This is a genomic window from Streptomyces sp. NPDC031132, assembly GCF_055570595.1.
Genome location: NZ_JBVIGX010000009.1, coordinates 84,531 through 108,746, shown reverse-complemented (window position 1 = coordinate 108,746; position 24,216 = coordinate 84,531). Strand labels below are relative to the sequence as shown.

Sequence of the window (24,216 nt, the reverse complement as noted above, 5' to 3'; positions counted from 1 at the left end):
CTCCCCCTGGGCAGAAGTTCAATGGAAAATGTATTCCGTATCTTGGAAGTGCGGTAGAGGGTGTCCAGGTCCGGCGGAGCGGCGAAAAATCCCTGCCCGACCCCGCTCCGACGCGGCAAGCTGGGGCCATGGACGACAGACGCACCGTGAAGGTGTCCAAATACGTCTCGAAATATCTGCGGCATCAGCCGGAACGCATCGGACTGGTGCTCGATCCCCAGGGCTGGGTGGAGATCGACGATCTTCTCCGCGCGGCCGCCGCTCACGGCTTCCCCGTCAGCCGCGCCGAGCTCGACCACGTCGTCGCCGCCAACGACAAGCAGCGGTTCGCCGTCGACGGCACCCGTATCCGGGCCAACCAGGGCCACACCGTCCCCGTGGACCTGGACCTGCCGGAGGCCGAACCGCCCGCGTACCTCTACCACGGCACCGTCGCCGCAGCCCTGGACGCGATCCGCGCCGAGGGCCTGCGTCCCATGGCCCGCCACCACGTACACCTGTCCCCCGACCGGGAGACCGCGACCCGTGTCGGCGCGCGGCGCGGCCGGCCGGTCGTGCTCAGCGTGGACGCGGGGGCGATGCGCGCGGCCGGGCACGTTTTCCGGATCAGCGCCAACGGGGTCTGGCTGGTGGACGCCGTACCGGCGCAGTTCCTGCGCTTCTCGTAGCGCAGGAATTCAGGACGAGATTGTCAGATCATCCCCCTACTCTGTTCCTCATTCCGATCTGTGAGGGGGGTACCTCGCGATCGCCGAACCATCCATGCGAGCACGCGAGGTGACGCCCCGTGACGTCCACATCCCCTTCCCCTTCCCACTCCGCCGACCAGTCCGACCCGTCGGCCAACAGCTTCCAAGTCGATCTGCGCGGTTTGGTCGACCTGCTCTCCCACCACCTCTACTCCAGCCCGCGCGTCTACGTCCGCGAGCTCCTGCAGAACGCGGTGGACGCCGTCACCGCCCGCCACGCACTCGACCCGGAGGCGGAGATCCGCATCCGCCTGTCGGCGACCGCAGGCCGGGTGACCATCGAGGACAGCGGCATCGGCCTGACCGCCGCCGAGGCCCACTCCCTCCTCGCCACCATCGGCCGCAGCTCCAAGCGCGGCGGCGACCACGGCCTCGAGACCACGCGCCGGGAGTTCCTCGGCCAGTTCGGCATCGGCCTGCTCGCCTGCTTCGTCGTGGCCCGCCAGATCCGCGTCATCACGCGTTCCGCCCGCGACCCCCAGGCCGCGCCGGTCGAATGGCTGGCCACGGACGACGGCTCGTACACCGTCCGCGAACTGCCCGACGACGCACGCCGGGAACCCGGCACCACCGTCATCCTGCAGGCCCGTCCGGGCGCCGAGGAGTGGACCGTCCCGGCCAAGGTCGAGCAGCTGGCCCGCGACTACGGCTCCCTTCTTCCGTACGACATCACCTTCGACGACGGCGAAGGCGGCGAGCCGCGGGCCGTCACCGACCGGCCCGCCGTATGGGACCGTCCCTTCCCCACCCCCGCCGCCCGCCGCGTCGCGCTCGCCGGCCACTGCGCGCAGCTCTTCGGCTTCACCCCGCTCGACAGCATCGACCTCGACCTGCCCGTCGCCGGGGTGCGCGGAGTGGCGTACGTCCTTCCCGAGCCGACCAGCCCCGCCCACCGGGCCGGACACCGCGTCCACCTCAAGGGCATGCTGCTCACCGACCACGCCGACAACCTGCTGCCGGACTGGGCGTTCTTCGTCCGCGCGGTCATCGACACCGACACGCTGCGGCCCACCGCCTCCCGCGAGAACCTGTACGACGACGAGACGCTGTCCGCCGTACGGGAGGCCCTCGGCGCCCGCGTCCGGGCCTGGCTCGCCGAACTCGCGGCGAGTGAACCGGAGCGCCTGGCCGCCTTCCTCGGCGTCCACCACCTCGGTGTGAAGTCCCTGGCCCGGCACGACGCCGAGCTGCTCGGCCTGATGCTCCCCTGGCTTCCGTTCGAGACCAGCGACGGCTCGATGAGCCTGGAGGAGTTCACGGCCGCCCACACCGAGATCCACTTCACGCGCACCGTCGAAGAGTTCCGCCAGATCGCCCCGATCGCGGCCGCCCACGGCCTCGGCGTCATCAACGCCGGATACACCTACGACGCCGACCTGCTCGCCCTGCTGCCCTCCGTACGGCCGGACCTCAAGGTCACGGAGCTGGACGCCGGAGCCGTCACCGAGCGGCTCGACCCGGTTCCGACCTCCGCCGAACTGGCCCTCGCGCCCTTCCTGTCCACGGCGCGCACCCGGCTGGAACCGCAGGGCTGCGACGTGGTGCTGCGCGCCTTCCAGCCCGTGTCGGTCCCCGCGCTCTACCTCGACGACCGCCAGGCCCGCCAGGAGCGCGACCGCACGGCCGCCCTGGGCAGCGCCGACTCGCTGTGGAGCGGGATCCTCGGGGCGCTGCGCGGCTCCGCGCCGCGCGCCCGCCTGGTGCTCAACCACAACAACCCGCTGATCCGCCGGATCTCGGCCCTGCCCGACGAGGCCCTGACCGGCACGGCCGTCGAATCGCTGTACGGGCAGGCGCTGCTGATGTCCCAACGGCCGCTGCGCCCCGCCGACTCCACCCTGCTCAACCGGGCCTTCCTCGGGCTCCTGGAATGGGCGACCCACTCCACCGACTCCCCGGAGGGCCAGAAGTGACCATGCTGACGCGCGAGGAGATCGAGCGGGGCCTGGCGGAGAACAGCGACGCCCCGAACGGGGCGGCGCGCAACGCCCACGCCGAGGTGCTCGTGGGTGCGGCGGAGGCCAACGGGGACGGGGCGCTGTTCCGCAGGGCCCTCGACAACCTGATCAACGCCTACCTCTGGAGCGCCGAGTCCTCGAAGATGCTGGTGCCGTTCGCCCGGCTGCTCCAGGAGTACGACAAGGACCCAGGCGCCTTCGATCGGTGGGAAGCCCACTCGCTGTTCTGGCAGTTCAAGTGGGTGGCCACGGCCATCAGCGATTCCCCCGAGATCCCGCTGGAGTCCGCCACCGGCTGGCTGGACGAAATGGATCGCCGCTACCGGATCGCCGGCTACAGCGAGCGGCCGGTACGCGAGGCCGAGTTGTGGCTCGCCGACGCGATCGGCGAGGACGACCGGGCCGAGCGGGCGTACCGCGCCTGGCTGGCGGCCGACCGCGACAGCATGAGCGACTGCCACGCCTGCGAGCTCAACGGGCAGGGTGCGTACGCGGTGCACCGCGGGGACGACGCCCAGGCCCTGGAGGTCTGGCAGCCCGTGCTGGCGGGCGAGCGGACCTGCGCCGAGGAGCCCCACCGGCTGCTCGCCCACTCGCTGCTGCCGCTGCTGCGCCTCGGCCGCTTCGACGAGGCCCGTTCGCACCACCTGCGCGGCTACCGCATGGCCAGGGGCAACGAGAGCCTGCTGCCCTCGGTCGGCAAGCACATCGAGTTCTGCGCCCTGAGTGGCAACGAGTCGCGCGGCCTGGAGATCCTCACCGAGCATGCCGCCCACGTGGGCCCGCTCGTCAACGTCGACGACCAGATGGCCTTCCACGGCGGCATCCTGGTGCTGCTGCGCCGGCTGACGGAGCTGGGTCACGGCCAGAGCCCGGCCGTCGCCTACGAGGGCGTCCCGCGCACGGTGTCCGAGCTGTACGAGGTGCTGCGCGCGAGCTCGCTCGAGATCGCCCGGCGGTTCGACGCCCGCAACGGCACCACCCGGGTCTCGGACCGCTTCCTCGCCCGGATCGGGCGGGAGCCGCTGGTCGACGTCCTGCCGCTGGGGGTGCGCAGCACGGCCCTGCCGAAGACCCCTGCACCCGCGCCCGCAGCCGCCCCCGCGAATGCCCCCGAGCCGCCCGCAGCCGGCTTCCACGAGCTGGTGGAGCGGGCCCGGCAGGCCCGCGACCAGGGGCATCCGGCCGCGGACGGGCTGTGGGCCGAGGTCGGCGTACGGGTGGACGCGCGCCCGGAGGGCGAGGTGGACCCGCTGATCGCCGCCGACGTGGCGGACCACCGGGCCCTGGCGGCCGCGCGCGGCGGGGCCGGGAACGCGGCGGAGCTGCTGGAGGCGGTCCGCGACGGCTACCGGGCGCTCGGGCAGGGGGAGCGCGCCGCACTGGCGGAGCTGCGGCTGGCGAGCGCGGCCGCGCAGTCCGGAGCCGAGCCGGCGCGGATCCGGGAACTGCTGGAGGTGGCCGGGCGGGCCGCCGAGGCGCTGGATGCGGACGAGCCGCTGCGCGGGCGCCGGATCGCGCTGGCGGAGCTGGCCTCGATCCGCGTGGAGTCGTACCTGCGCTCGCTGGAAGCCGGCCCGGAGCACGACCACCTCCACGGCCCCGGGCAGGACCACGGGCACGGTGAGCTGGCGGCCGAACTCGGCTCCTTCGTCGCAGCCCATGCCGAGGATCTGCCCGACCTGGTGGCGGAGGCCGAGGAGATGCTGGGCCGCGTCGCCCTGTCCCAGGGCGACCCCGAGCGGGCCCTGCCACTCCTTGCGGCCTCCGCGGCGCGCGCGGTGTCGGCGGACCGGCCGTGGCAGGCGGTGGATCCGCTGGTGTTGCGGGCCGGTGTGCTGATGTCGCTGGACCGGCCGGAGGAGGCGGAGGAGGCGGCGCGCGCCGCGCTGGAGCACTCCGCGGAGGTGACCGAGGCCGAGACGCACGGAGTCGTACGGCTGACCCTTGCGGACATCCTGCTGCGCCGGGCCGACGCTGCGGCGGAGGCCGGCGAGCACGCCCTCACCGCGGCGCACTGGTTCGACCAGGCCGGTCTGACCGCCGACGGAGGGGCTCAGGCCCGGCTCGTGCTGGCCCGGGCGCATGCGCGGGAGGGCCGGAACGCCGACGCCGCGGAGGTGTTGCAGTCGACGCTGCCCGATCTGCTGGAGCACGGCGAGGGACAGGCCGTGTCCGCACGGGAGTTCCTCGGTGATCTGCTGCGGCAGCTGAACGACGCGCGGGCGGCGGCCGAGCAGTACCTGCTGGCGGCGGAGGTGGCCAAGGGCTGGGAAGACACCCGCCCGCAGGCCGCCCTCGCGCAGGCGGCGGCGGAACAACTCGCCGCCGCGCACCTGCTCCAGGAGGCGGTGGCTGCGTACGAGCGGTCCCTGGAGCTGTACCGGGTGACGGGCGACGCCCCGATTGCCGAGGTACGGATCCTGCGCTCCTTGGCCTGGCTGGCACCGCGGGAGGACGCCACCGCGGCGGCATGGGCACGGGCACGCGACCTGATGCACCAGGCGGCCGGGGTCGTGGAGGCCGCACTGGCCGAGCACGGCGAGACCTCTCCGGCCCCGCAGCTGCGGGCCGAGCTCGCCCAGACCTGGCAGCAGCTGGCGCAGGTCCTCGACTGGCGCGTCAACTCGCTCGAGGAGGCCGACGAGGAGGACGGCGGCGAAGACGGCGCGGAGTCCTCTGGCGTCGTGGGCCGCACCGCGGAGATCGAGGCGCTGCGGCTGGAGGAGATCGAGCTGAGCGGGCGGGCCGCGGCCCTGTACGCGGAACTGGGTCCGGACCATCTGGGGGACCGGCTCCAGTGCGTGCAGTACGCCGCCTGGACCGAGCAGGAGACAGGCCGCGAGGAGGCAGGAGTCGCTCGGCTCTCGGCGCTGATCGACGAACTCCGGGCCCGGCCCGAGGGGGTTCCCGAGGGTCTGCTGGAGCGCGCCCAGTCCTCCCTCGACAGCCTGAGGTCCTGACCGAGATGCCCCCGTCGCCAAGCGGCGACGGGGGCATCGGGAGCCGTCAGCTGTCCAGCTGGGCCAGGCCCTCGGTGGCGATCTCCTCGAAGACCTTCTCGTCCGCTGCGAACTCGGAGTCCGGGATCGGCGCGTGGATCACGATCTCGGTGAAACCGAGTTCCTGGTGGCGGCCGGCGAAGTCGACGAACGCATCGACGGAGTCCAGCATCGTGTTGCGCTCCGGGGTGAAGCCGGTGAGAAGGATCTTCTCCATCGGCTCCGGTGCGCGCCCGATCTCCGCCATGGCCTTGTCGAGCTTGGCCAGCTGGCCGCGGATGGCCTCCAGCGACTGCTCCGGGGTGCCCTCCTCGAAGAGCTTCGGATCACCGGTGGTCACCCAGGCCTGGCCATGGGCGGCGGCCAGCTTGAGGCCCCGCGGGCCGTTCGCGGCGACGGCGAAGGGCAGTCGCGGCTGCTGCACGCAGCCGGGGATGTTGCGGGCCTCGTCGGCGGAGTAGAAGGTGCCGCGCTCGCTGACCGCGGCCTCGGTGAGCAGCCGGTCCAGCAGCGGCACGAACTCTGCGAAGCGGTCGGCGCGCTCACGCGGGCTCCAGGGGTCCTGGCCCAGCGCGGTGGCATCGAACCCGTTGCCGCCGGCGCCGATACCGAGGGTGATACGGCCACCGGAGATGTCGTCCAGCGCCATGAGCTCCTTGGCCAGCGTCACCGGGTGCCGGAAGTTCGGCGAGGTGACGAGCGTGCCCAGCCGCATCCGCTCGGTGGCGGCGGCCGCCGCGGTCAGCGTCGGAATCGCGCCAAACCACGGCCGGTCGCGGAAGGACCGCCAGGTCAGGTGGTCGTAGGTGTATGCGGTGTGAAACCCGAGCTTCTCGGCTCGCACCCACTGGTCGCGACCGCCCTCACGCCACGGGCGTACCGGGAGGATCACAGTGCTCAGACGCAGACTCATGTCTTCGAGACTACGGCCCTGCCCATGTTTCACGTGAAACGTCAGCCGCCGATGTTTCACGTGAAACATCGGCCGTCCCTGTTTCACGGGGAGCACCCGGGGTCCTTCCGGACCGAGTCCGCGGGCAGGTGGCCGGGGGAGAAAGATCGCCATCCGATGTGGGGCCCGGCCCTGCCCCTGGTCGTCACCGCAGGACCATGGGCGAAGATGGATGCGTGACCTCGGCTCCCCAGCGCCCGGACGGGCCAACTCCCACTCCCCGGCTCATCGCCACCGACCTCGACGGCACCCTGCTGCGCGACGACAAATCCGTCTCGCTCCGCACGGTCGCCGCGCTCACCGCGGCCGAGGAGGCCGGGATCGAGGTCTTCTTCGTCACCGGCCGCCCGGCCCGCTGGATGGACGTGGTCAGCGACCATGTCCACGGCCACGGCCTGGCGATCTGCGCGAACGGGGCCGCGGTGGTCGATCTCCACGCGGGCCGGAAATTCGTACAGGTCCGGGCTCTGCCGCGGGCCACGGCGCTGACGGTCGTGGATACCCTGCGCGCCGCCGCCCCGGGCACCTCCTTCGCGGTCGAGATGACCACCGGGATCAATTACGAGCCGCTGTACCCACCCTTCTTCCAGGACCCGGGCGCCCATGTGGCCACCGCGGAGAAGCTGCTGGAGGAGGACGCGGACGACACCTCCGCTCCCGTACTCAAGCTCCTCGCGCACCACGCCGAGCTCGCGCCGGACGAGTTCCTGGCGCTCGCCCGCTCGGTCGCCGGCACCTACGCGTCGATCACCCGCTCCAGCCCGACCGCTCTGCTGGAGATCAGTGCACTGGGCGTCTCCAAGGCCAGCACCCTGGAGCTGTGCTGCGCCGAGCGCGGCATCTCCCGCGCCGAGGTCGTCGCCTTCGGGGACATGCCCAACGACGTGGAGATGCTCCGCTGGGCAGGTACCTCGTACGCGATGGGCAACGCGCATCCGGACGTGATCGCGGCCGCCTCCGGCCGTACGGTCGCCAACAACGAGGACGGCGTAGCCGTCGTCATCGAGCGCATCCTCGCGGAACGCACCGCGAACCAGCGATAGGCATCAGCGGCAGCCAACAGCGGTGGGGCCGGCCCGAGCGGCCCCGACCGGTCAGAGCGGGGCCTCCCACACCACGGTGGTCCCGCTGCCGTCCTCTCCGATACCGGGGCCGTACGAACTCGACCCGCCCAGGGACTCGGCCCGCCGGCGCAGATTCCGCAGCCCGCTGCGCCGGCCGCCCTCCGGAATGCCCACGCCGTCGTCGGCGACCTCCAGCCGCACCCCGGGCCTCCCGTCGGCCAGTGTGCCGGTGCAGTCCACGACCACCTCGATTCGGGACGCCTCCGCGTGCCGGAAGGCATTCGACAGGGCCTCGCGCAGCGCCGCGATCAGGTTCTTGCCCACCAGCTCACCGACCACCGCGTCGAGCGGACCGAGGAACCGGTGCGCCGGCTTGAAACCCAGCGGCACCGCAGCCATGTTGATCTCTCGCAGGACCCGGGTGCGCAGCCCCGACGGAGCCTCGGCCGGTCCCTGCTGGAGCGCGAAGATCGCGGTGCGGATCTCCTGGATCGTCACGTCCAGCTCGTCCACGGCCTTGCCGACGCCGTCGACGACCTCGGGGACGACGGACCGCCGCTGGGCGCCCTCCAGCATCATCCCCGTGGCGAACAGCCGCTGGATGACCAGGTCGTGCAAGTCCCGGGCGATCCGGTCGCGGTCCTCGAACACCGCGAGCCGCTCCCGGTCGCGTTGCGCCTCGGCCATCATCAGCGCGAGTGCCGCCTGGGAGGCGAACTGGGTGGCCAGGGTCCGCTCGGACTCGCTGAACGGCCTCTTGCCGCGGCCCCGCGGGGTCACCAACGCTCCCAGCACCCGCCCGCCACTGTGCAGCGGCAGCATCATGCAGGGCCCGTACTGGCTGGTCAGCCGACTGGTCATGCGGGGGTCGGAGGCGGCGTCGTCCACGAAGACCGGCTCGCCCTGGAGCAGTCTCGCCACCACCGGGCTGTCGGCCGGGATCACCAGGCCGAGCGAGGTGGCCGGATTCTCGGCGGAGACGGCGACGATCTCCATGCCGCCCTCCTCGGCCGGCAGCATCACGATCCCGGCGGCGGAGTCGGCCAGATGGCGGGCCTGTTCGGCGACCACCGCCAGGGCGTCGTCCGCGTCCCCGCCCGACAGCAGGGCGGTCGTGACGGCCACCGAGCCGTCGATCCACCGCTCCCGCTGGGTGGCGGCCTCGTACAGCCGGGCGTTGCCGATGGCGATCCCCGCCTCGGTGGCCAGGACCCGGACCATGTGGACGTCGTAGTCGTTGAACTGGCCGCCGCCGTTCTTCTCGGCGAGGTACAGATTGCCGAAGATCTCCCCCTGCACCCGGATCGGGACGCCGAGGAACGTCTTCATGGGCGGGTGGTGGGGCGGGAATCCGGCCGAGCGCGGATCTTTCGTCAGATCGGCGAGGTGCACGGTGTCCGGGTGCGAGATCAGCGCGCCGAGCAGACCCCGCTTACCGTCGGGCCGGTGTCCGATCCTCCTCGCGGCCTCGGCGTCGATGCCGAAGGTGACGAAGTCCGACAGGCCCCGGCCCTCGGTGTCGACGACGCCGATCGCGGCGTACCGGGCGTCGGCGAGCTCGGCCGCGGTCTCACAGATGCGGTCGAGCGTGGAGTGCAGTTCGAGGCCGGTGCCGACCGAGCGCATGGCCTCCAGCAGTTGCGGCACCCGGGCGGTGAGCTCGGTGGAGAGGCCCTGCAGACTCCGGGTGGCCCGGGCGGCTGCCTCCAGCGGGTCAGGCGTTGCGGGTGGCGACTCCGGCGGTTCCTGCGACTCCTGCACTGACATGCCCTTGAGACTAGTTAGTCCCTTTTACCGGGGAAAGTCGGCGAGGACGCCGTCGGCCGCCCGCTCCCGTTCCAGCAGGTTCCGCAGCGGGCCCTCGGCTGCGGCCAGCTCCGCGTACGTGCCGCGCTGCACGACTGTTCCTCCGTCCAGTACGAGCACCTCGTCGACCGCATCGAGGCCCGCCAGCCGGTGCGTGATCAGCACGGTGGTGCGGCCCTCGGTCGCGGCGAGCAGGTCCGCCGTCAGGGCGTCCGCGGTCGCCAGGTCCAGGTGCTCGGCCGGCTCGTCGAGGACGAGGACGGGGAAGTCGGCGAGAAGCGCCCGGGCCAGGGCCAGGCGCTGGCGCTGGCCGCCGGAGATCCGCTCGCCGTGCTCGCCGACCAGGGTGTCCAGCCCGTCGGGGAGCCCGTCGGCCCACTCCAGCAGCCGGGCCGCCGCCAGGGCCTGCCGCAGCTCGTCCTCGCTCGCCCCGGTCCTGGCCAGCCGCAGGTTCTCCCGTACCGAGCTGTCGAAGAGGTGCGCGTCCTGGGCGCACAGGCCCACGATCCGGCGGACCTCGTCGCTGTCGAGCGTGCGCGCATCGGTCCCGCCCAGGGTGTACGTGCCTTGGTGCGGGTCCAGGAACCGCAGCAGGACCTGGGCCAGGGAGGTCTTGCCGGCACCCGAGGAGCCGACGACCGCGATCCGCCGGCCGGCAGCCAGGGTCAGGTCCAGCCCGTGCAGCGCGTCCTGCTCCTGCCCGGGGTGCCGGACGGCGAGCCCGGTCAGTCGCAGCGGGAACGGAGAGGCGGGTACCGGGGCCGGTCGTTCCGGCTCGGCGACCGGGACGGGAGCGTCGATGACCTCGTAGATCCGCTCGGCGCTGCGGCGCACCCGCTGGCGGTACTGGACGGCCTGCGGAAGGCCGTTGACCGCCTCGAAGGCGGCGAGCGGGGTCAGCACGGCCACGGCCATGGCCACCCCCGACAGCCGGCCGTCGTGGACGGCGTTCGCGGCCACGGCCGCGGCGACCACCACGGTCAGCCCGCACACGAGGGCGGAGAGCCCGCTGCCGAGCCCGGTGGCGGCGGCGCCCCGTGCGGCGATGGCGGTCAGCGTCCGGTCGCTCTCCTTCGCGGCGTCCTTGCGTCCGGCGAGCGCCCCGGCAACGGTCAGCTCGGCGGTCCCGGTCAGCAGGTCGGCTGCCCGCGTGGCCAGCTCGCCCCGGGCCGGTGCCAGCTGCCGCTCCGCCCGCCGGGCGCAGGCCCCGCTGACCAGCGGCACCCCGACCCCGGCGACGAGCAGCCCGACGGCGAGCGCGGCACCTGCCCCGGGCAGCAGCCAGGCGGTGAAGGCGACCGAGCCGGTGCCGACGAGTACCGCGGTGCCGACCGGCAGCAGCCAGCGCAGCCAGTAGTCCTGGAGGGCGTCGGCGTCGGCCACCAGGCGTGCCAGCAGGTCTCCGCGCCGCTGCTCCCGCAGCCCGGCGGGCGCGATGCGCTCCAGCCGCCGGAACACCGACACCCGCAGGTCGGCGAGCATCCGCAGCACGGCGTCGTGGGAAACGAGCCGTTCCGCGTACCGGAAGACGGCCCGCCCGATCCCGAAGGTCCGGGTGGCCGTGACGGCCACCATCAGGTAGAGCACCGGCGGTTGTTCCGAGGCCCGTGAGATCAGCCATCCGGAGACGGCCATCAGCCCGACACTGCACCCGACGGCCAGCGCCCCGAGCAGCAGACCGAGCCGGAACCGCCCCTGCCACGCCTTGGCCACGGCGCGTACCCGTCGGAGCGGATCACCCCCGCCCGAGTCGGCTCCGCCGGCCTTGGCCGCCCGCTCGGGGGCGCTGCCGAGGATCCACTCCCCGGGACCGGACGGCCCGTTGCGCCCCCCGCCGAGGCCGGCGGAGGTCCCTGGCGCGGCCCCGAGCCGGACAGGGGAGACCACGGGCACGAGCCCCGCAGGGCCCACCCGCACCACGCGGTCGGCCACGGCCAGCAGAGCCGGCCGGTGGACGACCAGCAGCACCGTCCGCCCCACCGCGAGGCGTCGTACCGCGTCGACCACGGCCGCCTCGGTCTCCCCGTCGAGAGCCGCGGTCGGCTCGTCCAGCAGCAGCACCGGTCGGTCCGCGAGGAAAGCCCGTGCCAGCGCCAGCCGCTGGCGCTGTCCGGCGGACAGCCCGACTCCGCCTTCGCCGAGTTCGGTGTCGATGCCGCGCGGCAGCGCGGCCACGAATTCCCACGCCCCGGCGTCCTTCAGCGCCTCGGTCACCGCGTCCGCGGAAGCCTCCGGCCGCGCCAGCCGTACGTTCTGCGCGATCGTCCCGGCGAACAGGTGCGGCCGCTGCGGCACCCACGCGATCCGCTCGCGCCACTCCTCGAGTGACAGCGACGCGAGGTCCACGCCCGCGATCCGCACCTGCCCCGCGGTCGGCGCCACGAAGCCCAGCAGCACTTGGAGCAGCGTGGACTTGCCCGCCCCGCTGGGCCCGGTGAGGGCGACGCACTCCCCGGGTCCGACCGCCAGCGAGACCGGTCCCGGCGAGTCCTCGCCCCGGCCCTCGTGGCGGACCGCGACCCCGTCCAGCTCGATCCGCAGCCCCGCTGCCGGCACCGGGGCAGCGCCACCCATGGCGGCGACCGGGGTCTGGAGCACCTCGAAGATCTCTTCCGCGGCCGCCAGCCCCTCGGCGGCCGCGTGGTACTGCGCCCCGACCTGGCGCAGCGGCAGATAGGCCTCCGGCGCCAGGATCAGGATGACCAGCCCGGTGTACAGATCGAGGTCCCCGTGGACCAGCCGCATGCCGATGGTCACGGCCACCAGCGCCACCGAGAGCGTCGCCAGCAGCTCCAGGGCGAAGGAGGAGAGGAAGGCGATGCGCAGGGTCCGTACCGTCGCCTGCCGGTAGTCATCGGTGATCTTGCGGATCGACTCGGCCTGCGCCTTGGCCCGGCCGAAGACCTTCAGCGTCGGGAGGCCGGCCACCACGTCCAGGAAATGCCCCGACAGGCGGGACAGCAGCCGCCACTGGCGGTCCATCCGGGACTGGGTGGCCATGCCGATCAGCACCATGAAGAGCGGAATCAGCGGCAGGGTGACCACGATGATGGCCGCCGACACCCAGTCCTCGGTGACGATCCGGGCAAGGACGGCCACCGGGACGACCACCGCGAGGCCCAGCTGGGGCAGGTAGCGCGAGAAGTAGTCGTCGAGGGCGTCCACACCCCGGGTGGCCAGCGCCACCAGCGACCCGGTCCGCTGACCACTCAGCCAGCCGGGCCCCAGAGCTGCTGCCCGGTCCAGCAGCCGGCCCCGCAGCTGCGACTTGACCGCCGCACTGGCCCGGTGGGCGGCGAGCTCCGTGAGCCAGGCGAGCAAGCCGCGGCCCAGCGCCACAGCCGCGAGCAGCAGCAGCGGCGTCCGCAGCGCCTCGCCGTCCAGTCCCTGCTCGAAGGCGCCGACCACGATCTCGGCGATCAGCATCGCCTGACCGACGACCAGCCCCGCCCCGGCAAGTCCCAGGGCCACCACGGCCGCCAGGAAGAGGCGGGTGGAGCGGGCGTACCGGAGCAGGCGCGGGTCGATCGGTTTCACGTGAAACATCCCCCAGAGCAGGGTCAGGCAGGACGGTCAGGGATCAGTGCGCATCGGCGATGTGCTGCGTGCCGATCCGCTTGCGGAACACCCAGTACGTCCAGCCCTGGTAGAGCAGGACGAGCGGCGTGGCCACTCCCGCACACCAGGTCATGATCTTCAGGGTGTAGGGGCTGGACGAGGCGTTGGTGACCGTGAGGCTCCAGGCGTCGTTCAGCGAGGACGGCATCACGTTCGGGAAGAGCGTCAGGAAGAGCATCGCGACCGCGGCCGCGATGGTGATCCCGGACAGGGCGAACGACCAGCCCTCACGGCCCGCCAGGTTGCAGGCGAGGGCCCCGACCAGTGCGGCGACCGCGACAGCCATCGCGACCAGGCTCTTGCCGTCACCGCGCGAGACCTGGGTCCAGATCAGGAAGACCAGTGCCAGCACGGCGGTCACCGCACCCAGCCGGGTCGCCAGCGCACGCGAGCGTTCCCTGATGTCCCCGACCGTCTTGAGCGAGGTGAACACCGTTCCGTGAAAGGTGAAGAGGGTGAGGGTGACGAGGCCGCCGAGCAGCGAGTAGACGTTGAGCAGGTCGAAAAGGCTGCCGACGTACTCCTTGTGCTCGTCGATCTTCACGCCGCGCACGATGTTGGCGAAGGCCACGCCCCACAGGAACGCGGGGATCAGCGAGGTCCAGAAGATCGCGTGTTCCCAGTTCGTCTGCCACCGGTCCTCGTCGCGCTTGTGCCGGTACTCGAAGGCGACACCGCGGATGATCAGGCAGATCAGGATGACCAGGAGCGGCAGGTAGAACCCCGAGAACAGAGTGGCGTACCACTCGGGGAAAGCGGCGAAGGTCGCCCCGCCGGCGGTGAGCAGCCAGACCTCGTTGCCGTCCCACACGGGCCCGATCGTGTTGATCAGGACCCGCCTCTCCCTGCGGTCGCGGGCGAGCAGCTTGGTCAGTACGCCGACTCCGAAGTCGAAGCCCTCCAGGAAGAAGTAGCCGGTCCACAGGACGGCGATGAGCACGAACCAGACGTCATGGAGTTGCATGGTGTGGTCCCCTCAGCCTCAGTACGAGAAGGCCATCGGCCGGTCGGGGTTCTTGTCGTCCCCGCCGATCTTGGTGGGCGGGTTCAGGTCTGCCTCGGTGAGCTCGGGCGGCCCGAGCTTGACGTACTTCACCAGCAGCCTGACCTCGATCACCGCGAGCACGGCGTACAGGAGCGTGAAGCCGATCATCGAGGTGAGCACCTCACCCTGGGAGACGTGGGGCGAGACGGCATCGCGGGTGCGCAGGACTCCGTAGACCACCCAGGGCTGGCGACCCATCTCGGTGAAGATCCAGCCCCAGGAGTTGGCGATGAGCGGGAAGCCCATGGTCCAGAGGGCGACGATCCAGTACCAGGTGGTGAACCGGGGGCTCAGCGGCTTCTTGAAGAGGACCAGGTGCGGGACCTCGTCCTCGCCGGTGCGCAGCCCCGGCGGCAGCATGAACTTCTTCCGGGTGAGCCAGAGCCCCAGCACTCCGATGCCGAGGGAGGCCATGCCGAAGCCGATCATCCAGCGGAAGCCCCAGTACGCGACCGGAATGTTGGGCCGGTAGTCACCGGGCCCGAACTTCTCCTGTTCGGCCTTGTTGACGTCGTTGATGCCGGGGACGAAGGAGGTGAAGTCGTCATTGGCCAGGAACGACAGCAGGCCCGGGATCTCTATGGCGACCTTGTTGTGGCCCTTTTCGACGTCTCCGTAGGCGAAGACGGAGAAGGGCGCGGGCGCCTCGCCGTCCCAGAGCGCCTCTGCGGCGGCCATCTTCATCGGCTGCTGCTTGAACATCACCTTGCCGAGCAGGTCACCGCTGATGGCGGTGCCCATGCCGGCGATGATCAGGGTGACCAGGCCGAGCCGCAGCGAGGTGCGCATCACGGGGATGTGCTTCTTGCGGGCCAGGTGGAAGGCGGAGATGCCGACCATGAAGGCGCCGCCGACCAGGAAGGCCGCGGTGATGGTGTGGAAGAACTGGGTCAGCGCGGTGTTCTGGGTGAGAACCAGCCAGAAGTCGGTGAGTTCGGCCCGGCCCCGCTCCTCGTTGATCCGGTAGCCGACCGGGTGCTGCATCCAGGAATTGGCCGCGAGGATGAAGTACGCGGAGAGGATGGTGCCGATCGAGACCATCCAGATGCAGGCCAGGTGGATCTTCTTCGGGAGCTTGTCCCAGCCGAAGATCCACAGGCCGATGAAGGTCGATTCGAAGAAGAACGCGATGAGCGCCTCGAAGGCCAGCGGGGCCCCGAAGATGTCACCGACGAAGCGCGAGTAGTCGGACCAGTTCATGCCGAACTGGAACTCCTGCACGATGCCCGTGACGACACCCATGGCGATATTGATCAAGAAGAGCTTGCCCCAGAACTTGGTGGCTCTGAGGTACTTCTCTTTCTCCGAGCGCACCCAGGCGGTCTGGAGACCTGCCGTGAGCGCCGCGAGAGAGATCGTCAGCGGGACGAAGAGGAAGTGATAGACGGTGGTGATGCCGAACTGCCAGCGCGCCAACGTCTCTGGCGCCAAAGCTACGTCCACGTCGTCGTCTCCTTCGGTGCGCCGTGGTCACTGCCGCAGTTTGCCTGGCGTGCCCTACCCAATACGGGACGAAACAGGGCGCGCTTGTGAACGCGTTCACATTCACAAGCATTATGTCGTACCGCTGTCGACGCCTTTCAGGGGGGTCCCCTCTAGCCAACACTTTCAACAGATTGTTGAATGCCGCTCATGAGGATTCGTATCTCCTGGCCCTCAGGCCAGCTCACGGCAACCCTTGACGAGACCCCGACCAGCAAGGCGCTGGCCGAGGCCCTTCCGATTTCCGCATCCGCCCACACCTGGGGCGAGGAGGTCTACTTCGACACCGGCGTGTCCGTGGCGCTCGAGCACGACGCCCGACAGGTCGTGGACCCGGGCACGGTCGCGTTCTGGACCGAGGGCGACGCCCTCGCGCTCCCCTACGGCCCCACGCCCATCTCGCGCGGAGGCGAGAGCCGCCTGGCGAGCCCGTGCAATGTGCTCGGCTCGTTCGACGGCGACCCCCGCCTGCTGTCCACCGTCCGCGACGGCGACCCGATCCGCGTGGAATTCGCGTAGCCCCCCGAGGGCTACATCTCCTTGAAGAACGCCTCTGCCGTGTGCAGGAAGATGTCGTTCGCCTCGGGCTCACCGATCGTGACCCGCAGGCCCTCGCCCGCGAAGGGCCGGACCACCACACCGGCCTTCTCGCAGGCCGCCGCGAACGCGGCGGTCCGCTCCCCCAGCCGCATCCACACGAAGTTCGCCTGAGTCTCAGGCACCACGGTCCAGCCCTGGCCGAGCAGCGTCTTGTAGACCCGAGCACGCTCTCCCACCAGCGCCCCGACCCGGCCCATCAGCTCGTCCTCGGCGCGCAGCGAGGCGACCGCCGCGTCCTGGGCGAGCTGGCTGACGCCGAAGGGCACCGCCGTCTTGCGCAGCGCCGCCGCCACCGGCTCGTGCGCCACCGCGAAGCCGACGCGCAGGCCGGCCAGCCCGTAGGCCTTGGAGAACGTGCGCAGCACGCAGACGTTCGGGCGGCTCCGGTAGAGCTCGATGCCGTCCGGCACCTCGACGTCCCGGACGAACTCGTGGTACGCCTCGTCCAGCACCACCAGGATGTCCGAGGGCACCCGGTCCAGGAACCGCACCAGCTCGTCACGGCGCACCGCGGTGCCCGTGGGGTTGTTGGGGTTGCAGACGAAGATCAGCCGGGTCCGCTCGGTGATCGCGTCGAACATCGCGTCGAGGTCGTGCACGTCCCCGTCGGTCAGCGGGACCTGCACGGCCGTCGCACCGGAGATCTGCGTGACGATCGGGTAGGCCTCGAAGGACCGCCAGGCGTAGATGACCTCGTCGCCCGGGCCGGCCGTCGACTGGACCAGCTGCTGGGCCACGCCCACCGAGCCCGTGCCCGTGGCGATGTGCTCGACCGGCACCCCGAACCGCTCGGCGAGCTCGTTCACCAGGACCGTGCAGGCCAGGTCGGGGTAGCGGTTGAACTTTCCTGCCGCCGCGACCGCGGTCTCCAGCACCCCGGACAGCGGCGGGTACGGGTTCTCGTTCGAGGACAGCTTGTACGCGACGGGCCCGCCCGCGGCAGCGGGCTTCCCGGGCTTGTAGGTGGGAATGCCGTCCAGCTCGGCGCGCAGCTTCGGGCTCTTCTCGCTCACCGCAGGTCCTCCTCGACCGTCCCGTACGACGTCGCCGTCGACTCAATACTGCTCACCTTATGAGGATTCCGCGCTTCCGAAAATGGCAGCGCCGGGATTGCGGGGGAGCGCACGCATATATGCACACGCCGGTGGCCCACGCCGTGGCGCGCATCCCTCGTACAGGTGAGTTGAGACCGGCCCGAGACCACACCGCTTTGGCATGCCCGTACCCGCCGACAAAGGGCCCGCTCACTCTCCGCGCTCAAATGCCTTTAATTCCAAGGTCATTGGGGGTGGCGAACCATGCAGAATCGTGCCTGTCAACGCGTGCATATGCACCCGGACCACCCACCCCGCCGAGCCCTACTATCGGCTCGCCATGACAGCAGCAGGGAAGCATCAGGTGAGCCGGACCGAGACCACCCGGCGGGCCGCCGGCCGACAGGGCCGGGCCGGCATCAGGGACGTGGCCGCCGCGGCGGGCGTCTCGATCACAACCGTCTCCGACGCGCTCAATGGCAAGGGGCGACTGCCGGACGCCACCCGCCGCCACGTTCGCGAGGTCGCCGACCGGCTGGGCTACCGCCCCTCCGCCGCGGCCCGCACCCTCCGTACCGGCAAGTCGGGCCTCATCGGTCTGACCGTGACGACGTACGGGGATGAACCTTTCACCTTCACCGAATTCGCCTACTTCGCCGAGATGGCCAGGGCCGCCACCTCCGCCGCGCTCGCCCGCGGCTACGCCCTCGTCATCCTCCCCGCCACCTCCCGACACGACGTGTGGTCGAACGTGGCCCTCGACGGCACCGTCGTCATCGACCCCTCCGACCACGACCCCGTCGTCACCGAACTGGTCCGCCAAGGCCTCCCCGTCGTCTCCGACGGCCGTCCGGCCGGCTCCCTCCCCGTCACCGCCTGGGTCGACAACGACCACGAGGCCGCCGTACTCAACCTGCTCGACCACCTCGCCGCCGCCGGCGCCCGCCGTATCGGGCTGCTGACCGGCACCACCACCGACACCTACACCCGACTCTCCACCACCGCCTACCTCAACTGGTGCGAGCGCGTCGGCCAAGACCCCGTCTACGAGTCCTACCCCGCCCACGACCCGTGCGCGGGCGCCGTCGCCGCGGACCGGCTGCTCGCCCGGCCCGACCGGCCCGACGCCGTCTACGGGCTGTTCGACCCCAACGGGACCGACCTGCTCGCCGCCGCCCGGCGCTACGGCCTGCGCGTCCCCGAGGACCTGCTGCTCGTGTGCTGCAGCGAGTCCACCGTGTACGCCAACACCGAACCGCCCATCACCACTCTCTCCCTCAAACCGCGCCGCATCGGCACCGCCGTCGTGCAGCTGCTCATCGACGCCATCGAGGGGGTCGACACCGGGCGCCCGGTCGAACAGGTCGTCCCGACCGAGCTGATCATCCGTACCTCCTCGCAGCGCAGGCAGCCCCGTACGACCGTCAGTCCGCCCCGGTCACCGGCCAAGGACTGACCGCCACACCGCGAAACCGGCGGGGGTGACTGCCCCGTCGAGGATTTCAGCAACACCTATTTCGGGAGAAAGCGGCAGGAACTATTGGTTCCGCCCAGGATTCACCACCCCTGGTGCGTCACAGAGCACGAGCCGCATTCCTATGATGGGCGCACGACATCACGGACCCTCCGCCCCGGAGGTCAGGAGGGTCCGCAGGTGTACGGCAGCGCGACGGTGGTGGAGGGGTCGATGACTCAGGGGGCCGGTCAGGGACCCGCGATGCGGACGGAGACGCTGCGGGACTTCCGGGTTCCGGTCACCGAGCCCGTCCCGTACGGCGTGCCCGGCGGGCTTCCCGACGAAGCCCCCGTGTACGGCGAGTACCCCGCGTACTACGGGGAGAGCGCGCCCGTGCCCCCGCCGCCGCCCCCGGGCCAGGCGCCCGCCACGGGCGGACCGGCCGACGAGGACGACCTCGACGAGGGCTACACCCCCACGCACCGCGATCTGCCGATCATCGGCCGCGGCGGGCCGGGTGACACCGTCCAGGTCGTCTACGTCCCCCAGGAGTCCCCGGCCGCGGGCCCCGGGCCGCTGTACGTCGTGGGCGACGTACACGGCTATCTGGACGAGCTCGTCACCGAACTCCAGGCACAGGGCCTCATCGACGCCGACCGCCGCTGGTCGGCCGGCAACGCGCGCATCTGGTTCCTCGGCGACTTCACCGACCGCGGGCCCGACGGGATCGGCGTCATCGACCTCGTCATGCGGCTGTCCGCCGAAGCCGCCGCCTCCGGCGGCTACTGCAAGGCCCTCATGGGCAACCACGAGCTGCTCCTCATCGGCGCCAAGCGGTTCGGCGACACCCCGGTCGCCTCGGGCGCCGGCACCGCCACCTTCCAGGCCGCCTGGCTCCTCAACGGCGGCCAGCGCACCGACATGGAGCGCCTGGAGGACGTGCACCTGCAGTGGATGTCACGGCTGGACGCGGCAGTGCTGGAGGACGGGCACCTGCTGCTGCACTCCGACACCACCGCGTACCTCGACTACGGCGACTCCATCGAGGACGTCAACGACACCATCCACGAGCTGCTCAACCGCAACGACGCCGACATCACCTGGGACCTCTTCCGCAAGTTCACCAAGCGGTTCGCCTTCCGCGACGAGGAGACCGGCCCCCAGGCCGTACGCGAACTCCTCGACACCTACGGCGGTAGCCGGGTCGTGCACGGACACAGCCCGATCCCGTACCTGCTGGGCGAGGTGGGCACCGAGGACGGCGACGAGTCCCGCGGCCCGGAGGCCGTGACCGGACCGCACGTGTATGCGGAAGGGCTCGCGATCGCCATGGACGGCGGGGTCACGATGGCGGGCAAACTGCTGGTCGTACAACTGCCGTTGAACGACTGAGGGTTATCAGAAGGGGGGTAATTTCAGGAAAGCCCCTGTCACGGCGTGGCATGGGCGCTCTACCATCGCCCTATCCGTAGCAGGCTCTCCTCCGTTTGTGCCGGCGCCCGGGTCTACGCGGGCAAACCGGCCCCCACGGAGCATCGGGGGATGCACATGAACAGCGCTCCGCACCTGCTGACCGAAGACCGACCCGAGTTCGATCGGCTCCTCGACGAGGCGCTGCGTACCGCACACGATCGGCCCGAGCTCGCCGCTCTCGGCGAACGGCTGAACGCCGAACAGCTGCGCACGATGGCCGTCGGGGCCAGCGCGCTGCTGACGGCCGCGGCAGCGGCCGAGTACGACCACTACGTGAAACTCCGCGGGGAACGGCGCGACGAGGCCCTGTCCACCCCCGGATCGACGGGTGCGGACAGGACTGCCGGGCAGGACGAGGGTGACGACGGCGCCGGGGTCAGCGCCGTGGTCGCGGTGCTCGCCCCGATGCTGGCGGGCGCCGCGATGCTGATCTTCCTGCTGGTGGGCTACATCCTGAAGGCGATCGAGCCCGAACCGGCCTTCGCCGACACGATGCTGACGGCGGGTTGGCTCTTCGGCGCCCTGACCGTGGTCTCATTGCTGTTCGCGGTGATCGGGCTGCTGGTGACGGCCGTCCGCAACCGCGCGACGGAGGTCGTGGCCGACGACGGGGCGATACCCGACGAACTTGCGCAGGCCCGCGAGGCCTGGCGGCACGCCCTGCTGGAGCGGGGCATCCTGCCGTTCCTGCGGGACGCGCTGGCCGATCCGAGCGCGGGACCCGTGTATCCCGCCCCCCGCACGCCGAAGGCCGGGCGCATCCCCAACCTGGGATACACCCGGCCCGACTTCACCAGCCCCGGATCCACGTCACAGGGACCCCGGCCCGGCTACTCGCCTCCGGACTTCACCAGCCCGGACTTCGGCGGCCCGGAGACCGAGACGCCCTGACGGCCTCGGTGGGCAGTCCGTCCCTGTTTCACGTGAAACATCGCGCTGTACGGCTACTGGCCCGCCGACCGGTCCCCCGGGGCCCGCCGGCGCTCCGCGGAGTCGGTCAGAGCCGGCGGGCGCCACACGCCGTCCGGGTGGTAGAGGTTGGTCCCCGGCGGCACGATCTCGTCGATCCGGTCGAGGGCAGCGTCGTCGAGGACCAGTCCGGCACCCTTGACCAGCGAATTCAGCTGATCCATGGTCCGCGGGCCGATGATCACCGAGGTGACTGCGGGATGCGCGACCGGGAAGGCGACCGCCAGCTCGGGCAGCGTGCAGCCGATGCCGTCGGCGAGCTCGAGGAGCTGTTCCACGGCCTCCAGCTTCGCGACGTTGCCGGGGATCGCCGGGTCGAAGCGCGCCGGAGTCAGCGCCGCCCTCCCCGAGCTCATGTCGACGGGCCCGCCGAGCCGGTACTTGCCGGTCAGGAAGCCGGAGGCGAGCGGACTCCAGGTCAGTACGCCCATCCCGTAGCGCCGGGCGACCGGCAGCACCGAGGCCTCCACCCCGCGCGCGAGGATCGAGTACGGAGGTTGCTCCGTCCGGAACCGCGGGAGAGCCCGCCGCTCGGCGACGTGATGAGCCTCGACGATCTCCTCGGCGGGGAAGGTGGAGCAGCCGAAGGCACGGATCTTGCCCGCCCGCACCAGGTCTCCGAGGACCGAGAGGGTCTCCTCTACGTCCGTCGAGTGGTCGGGCCGGTGCACCTGGTAGAGGTCGATCCACTCGGTGTCCAGCCGCCGCAGGCTGTTTTCGACGGCCTGCACGATCCACCGCCGCGAGTTCCCGCTGCGGTTGCGTCCCTCCCCCATCTGAAAGTGGACCTTGGTCGCGAGCACGACGTCGTCGCGGCGACCCTTGAGCGCCTTGCCGACGATCTCCTCGGACTCCCCGGCGGAGTACATGTCCGCGGTGTCGACGAAGTTGATGCCCTGATCGAGCGCGGCATGGATGATCCGGGCGCACTCGTCGTGGTCCGGGTTCCCCACCGATCCGAACATCATCGTGCCGAGGCAGTGCGCGCTGACCTCTATGCCGGTCCCGCCCAGACTGCGATATCTCATGGTCATGGGGCCGCACTGTAGGAGTTGGAGTGCACTCCAGCGCAAGCAATTCCGTTCCGGGGACGCTGCTCTGGGGAGTCCCCTCCTCCTCCCCAGAGCAGCGCCACCACGGCGGTCGGGTCAGTCCGCCAGCGGCAGGTACACCCGGTTGCCGCTCGCCGCGAACTCGGCGGACTTCTCCGCCATGCCCGCCTCGATCTCATCGGCCTTCAGGTCTCCGCCGTGCTCACGGCGAATGTCCTGGGAGATCTTCATCGAGCAGAACTTCGGACCGCACATGGAGCAGAAGTGCGCGGTCTTGGCCGGCTCGGCCGGGAGCGTCTCGTCGTGGAACTCGCGGGCCGTGTCCGGGTCGAGGGCCAGGTTGAACTGGTCCTCCCAGCGGAACTCGAACCGCGCGTCCGACAGGGCGTCGTCCCACTCCTGGGCGCCCGGGTGGCCCTTGGCCAGGTCCGCCGCATGGGCGGCGATCTTGTAGGTGATGACGCCGGTCTTCACGTCGTCACGGTTGGGCAGGCCCAGGTGCTCCTTCGGCGTGACGTAGCAGAGCATCGCGGTGCCCCACCAGGCGATCATCGCAGCGCCGATGCCCGAGGTGATGTGGTCGTACGCCGGGGCGACGTCCGTGGTCAGCGGGCCGAGCGTGTAGAACGGCGCCTCCTCGCAGATCTCCTGCTGAAGGTCGATGTTCTCCTTGATCTTGTGCATCGGGACGTGGCCCGGGCCCTCGATCATGGTCTGCACGTTGTGCCGCTTGGCGATCGTGTTCAGCTCGCCCAGCGTCTTCAGCTCCGCGAACTGCGCCGCGTCGTTGGCGTCCGCGATGGAGCCGGGGCGCAGGCCGTCACCCAGCGAGTACGTGACGTCGTACGTCGCGAGGATCTCGCAGAGCTCTTCGAAGTTCGTGTAGAGGAAGTTCTCCTTGTGGTGTGCCAGGCACCACGCGGCCATGATCGAGCCGCCGCGCGAGACGATGCCGGTCTTGCGGCGGGCGGTCAGCGGCACGTACGGCAGCAGCACGCCGGCATGGACCGTCATGTAGTCGACGCCCTGCTCGGCCTGCTCGATGACCGTGTCCTTGTAGATCTCCCAGGTCAGGTCCTCGGCGCGGCCGTCGACCTTCTCGAGCGCCTGGTAGAGCGGCACGGTGCCGATCGGCACGGGGGAGTTGCGCAGCACCCACTCGCGGGTGGTGTGGATGTTGCGGCCGGTCGAGAGGTCCATGACCGTGTCGGCGCCCCACTTGGTCGCCCAGGTCATCTTGTCGACCTCCTCCTCGATGGAGGAGGTGACGGCAGAGTTGCCGATGTTGGCGTTGACCTTCACCAGGAACCGCTTGCCGATGATCATCGGCTCGATCTCCGGGTGGTTCACGTTCGCGGGAAGCACGGCGCGACCTGCGGCGATCTCCTCGCGGACGACCTCCGGGGAGACGTTCTCGCGGATCGCGACGTACTCCATCTCCGGGGTGATCTCACCGCGGCGGGCGTAAGCGAGCTGCGTGACGGCGGCCCCGCCACGGCCGCGGCGGGGCTGGCGGGGGCGGCCCGGGAAGACCGCGTCGAGGTTCTTGAGGCCACCGCGCGGCGAGGTGTGCTTGATGCCGTCGTCCTCGGGGCGCACGGGACGGCCCGCGTACTCCTCGGTGTCGCCGCGGCCGATGATCCAGTTCTCGCGCAGCGGCGGCAGGCCGCGCCGTACGTCGGTCTCGATCTGCGGGTCGGTGTACGGCCCGGACGTGTCGTAGAGCGTCACGTCCTTGCCGTTGGTGAGGTGGACCTGGCGGACCGGCACCCGGATGTCGGGGCGGGAGCCCGCCACGTAGCCCTTGTGCCAGCCCGGCTGGCGCTCGGTCTGGCCGTCGGCGTCCTGGCTGACGGCAGGCGTGCGTGCGTCCTGAATGGTCATGAGACCTGATCTCCCTACGCCGGCATTACCCGGTAACAGGTTCGGCGGTCGACGCAGCCTCTTCCCGTACGC

16 protein-coding genes are annotated in these 24,216 nt (G+C 71.0%); 8 read left to right on the top strand and 8 right to left on the bottom strand.

What is annotated here, in order from left to right:
• Positions 1-128: 128 nt before the first annotated feature.
• The 3 genes from ACZ49B_RS15975 (at position 129) to ACZ49B_RS15965 (ending at position 5,670) form a co-directional block, all read left to right on the top strand.
• Positions 129-668 carry an RNA 2'-phosphotransferase gene (locus ACZ49B_RS15975; protein WP_468305762.1) on the top strand — a complete coding sequence of 180 codons (540 nt, stop codon included), beginning with the start codon at positions 129-131 and terminating at the stop codon, positions 666-668.
• 119 nt (positions 669-787) lie between these two features.
• Positions 788-2,662: an HSP90 family protein gene (locus ACZ49B_RS15970; protein WP_468305760.1), complete on the top strand. Its 1,875-nt coding sequence runs from the start codon at positions 788-790 to the stop codon at positions 2,660-2,662.
• Entirely contained in the window at positions 2,659-5,670 is a 3,012-nt protein-coding gene (locus ACZ49B_RS15965; RefSeq protein WP_468305758.1) for an ATP-binding protein, read from the top strand. The genes ACZ49B_RS15970 and ACZ49B_RS15965 overlap by 4 nt, the downstream gene beginning before the upstream one ends.
• A 46-nt stretch (positions 5,671-5,716) precedes the next feature.
• On the opposite strand, the gene ACZ49B_RS15960 is transcribed toward ACZ49B_RS15965, so the two are convergent.
• Positions 5,717-6,622: an LLM class flavin-dependent oxidoreductase gene (locus tag ACZ49B_RS15960; RefSeq protein ID WP_468305756.1), complete on the bottom strand. Its 906-nt coding sequence runs from the start codon at positions 6,620-6,622 to the stop codon at positions 5,717-5,719.
• 197 nt (positions 6,623-6,819) lie between these two features.
• Here ACZ49B_RS15960 and ACZ49B_RS15955 point away from each other — a divergent pair, with 197 nt between their 5' ends.
• A complete protein-coding gene (locus ACZ49B_RS15955; protein ID WP_468305753.1) occupies positions 6,820-7,704 on the top strand; it encodes a Cof-type HAD-IIB family hydrolase in 885 nt (294 codons plus the stop codon).
• Positions 7,705-7,755: 51 nt separating this feature from the next.
• On the opposite strand, the gene ACZ49B_RS15950 is transcribed toward ACZ49B_RS15955, so the two are convergent.
• The 4 genes from ACZ49B_RS15950 to ACZ49B_RS15935 are packed head-to-tail and all read right to left on the bottom strand — an operon-like array spanning position 7,756 to position 15,637.
• Positions 7,756-9,492 carry a GAF domain-containing sensor histidine kinase gene (locus ACZ49B_RS15950; protein WP_468305751.1) on the bottom strand — a complete coding sequence of 579 codons (1,737 nt, stop codon included), beginning with the start codon at positions 9,490-9,492 and terminating at the stop codon, positions 7,756-7,758.
• Positions 9,493-9,516: 24 nt separating this feature from the next.
• Positions 9,517-13,068 (bottom strand): thiol reductant ABC exporter subunit CydD, encoded by a 3,552-nt coding sequence (gene cydD / locus ACZ49B_RS15945; RefSeq protein ID WP_468305748.1) that lies wholly within the window; start codon positions 13,066-13,068, stop codon positions 9,517-9,519.
• A gap of 43 nt (positions 13,069-13,111) precedes the next feature.
• Positions 13,112-14,113 (bottom strand): cytochrome d ubiquinol oxidase subunit II, encoded by a 1,002-nt coding sequence (gene cydB / locus ACZ49B_RS15940; RefSeq protein WP_468305745.1) that lies wholly within the window; start codon positions 14,111-14,113, stop codon positions 13,112-13,114.
• An 18-nt stretch (positions 14,114-14,131) separates the two neighbouring features.
• Positions 14,132-15,637, bottom strand: a complete 1,506-nt coding sequence (locus ACZ49B_RS15935; protein ID WP_468305743.1) for a cytochrome ubiquinol oxidase subunit I — start codon at positions 15,635-15,637, stop codon at positions 14,132-14,134.
• 189 nt (positions 15,638-15,826) lie between these two features.
• Here ACZ49B_RS15935 and ACZ49B_RS15930 point away from each other — a divergent pair, with 189 nt between their 5' ends.
• Positions 15,827-16,195 carry a cyclophilin-like fold protein gene (locus ACZ49B_RS15930; protein WP_468305740.1) on the top strand — a complete coding sequence of 123 codons (369 nt, stop codon included), beginning with the start codon at positions 15,827-15,829 and terminating at the stop codon, positions 16,193-16,195.
• Between the two features lie 11 nt (positions 16,196-16,206).
• Here ACZ49B_RS15930 and hisC read toward each other — a convergent pair whose 3' ends face one another.
• Positions 16,207-17,289 (bottom strand): histidinol-phosphate transaminase, encoded by a 1,083-nt coding sequence (hisC, locus tag ACZ49B_RS15925; RefSeq protein ID WP_468305737.1) that lies wholly within the window; start codon positions 17,287-17,289, stop codon positions 16,207-16,209.
• Between the two features lie 361 nt (positions 17,290-17,650).
• Here hisC and ACZ49B_RS15920 point away from each other — a divergent pair, with 361 nt between their 5' ends.
• From ACZ49B_RS15920 to ACZ49B_RS15910, 3 genes are all read left to right on the top strand, one after another.
• Positions 17,651-18,766: a LacI family DNA-binding transcriptional regulator gene (locus ACZ49B_RS15920; protein WP_468305735.1), complete on the top strand. Its 1,116-nt coding sequence runs from the start codon at positions 17,651-17,653 to the stop codon at positions 18,764-18,766.
• Between the two features lie 216 nt (positions 18,767-18,982).
• A complete protein-coding gene (locus ACZ49B_RS15915) occupies positions 18,983-20,158 on the top strand; it encodes a metallophosphoesterase (protein ID WP_468306152.1) in 1,176 nt (391 codons plus the stop codon).
• Between the two features lie 150 nt (positions 20,159-20,308).
• The gene (locus ACZ49B_RS15910) at positions 20,309-21,130 is read left to right on the top strand and encodes a hypothetical protein (RefSeq protein WP_468305733.1); all 822 of its coding nucleotides are present in this window, start codon (positions 20,309-20,311) and stop codon (positions 21,128-21,130) included.
• A 53-nt stretch (positions 21,131-21,183) separates the two neighbouring features.
• On the opposite strand, the gene ACZ49B_RS15905 is transcribed toward ACZ49B_RS15910, so the two are convergent.
• Together ACZ49B_RS15905 and thiC are read right to left on the bottom strand one after the other, a co-directional pair.
• A complete protein-coding gene (locus ACZ49B_RS15905) occupies positions 21,184-22,236 on the bottom strand; it encodes an aldo/keto reductase (RefSeq protein WP_468306150.1) in 1,053 nt (350 codons plus the stop codon).
• Between the two features lie 120 nt (positions 22,237-22,356).
• The gene (gene thiC / locus ACZ49B_RS15900) at positions 22,357-24,144 is read right to left on the bottom strand and encodes a phosphomethylpyrimidine synthase ThiC (RefSeq protein WP_468305730.1); all 1,788 of its coding nucleotides are present in this window, start codon (positions 24,142-24,144) and stop codon (positions 22,357-22,359) included.
• Positions 24,145-24,216: the final 72 nt, after the last annotated feature.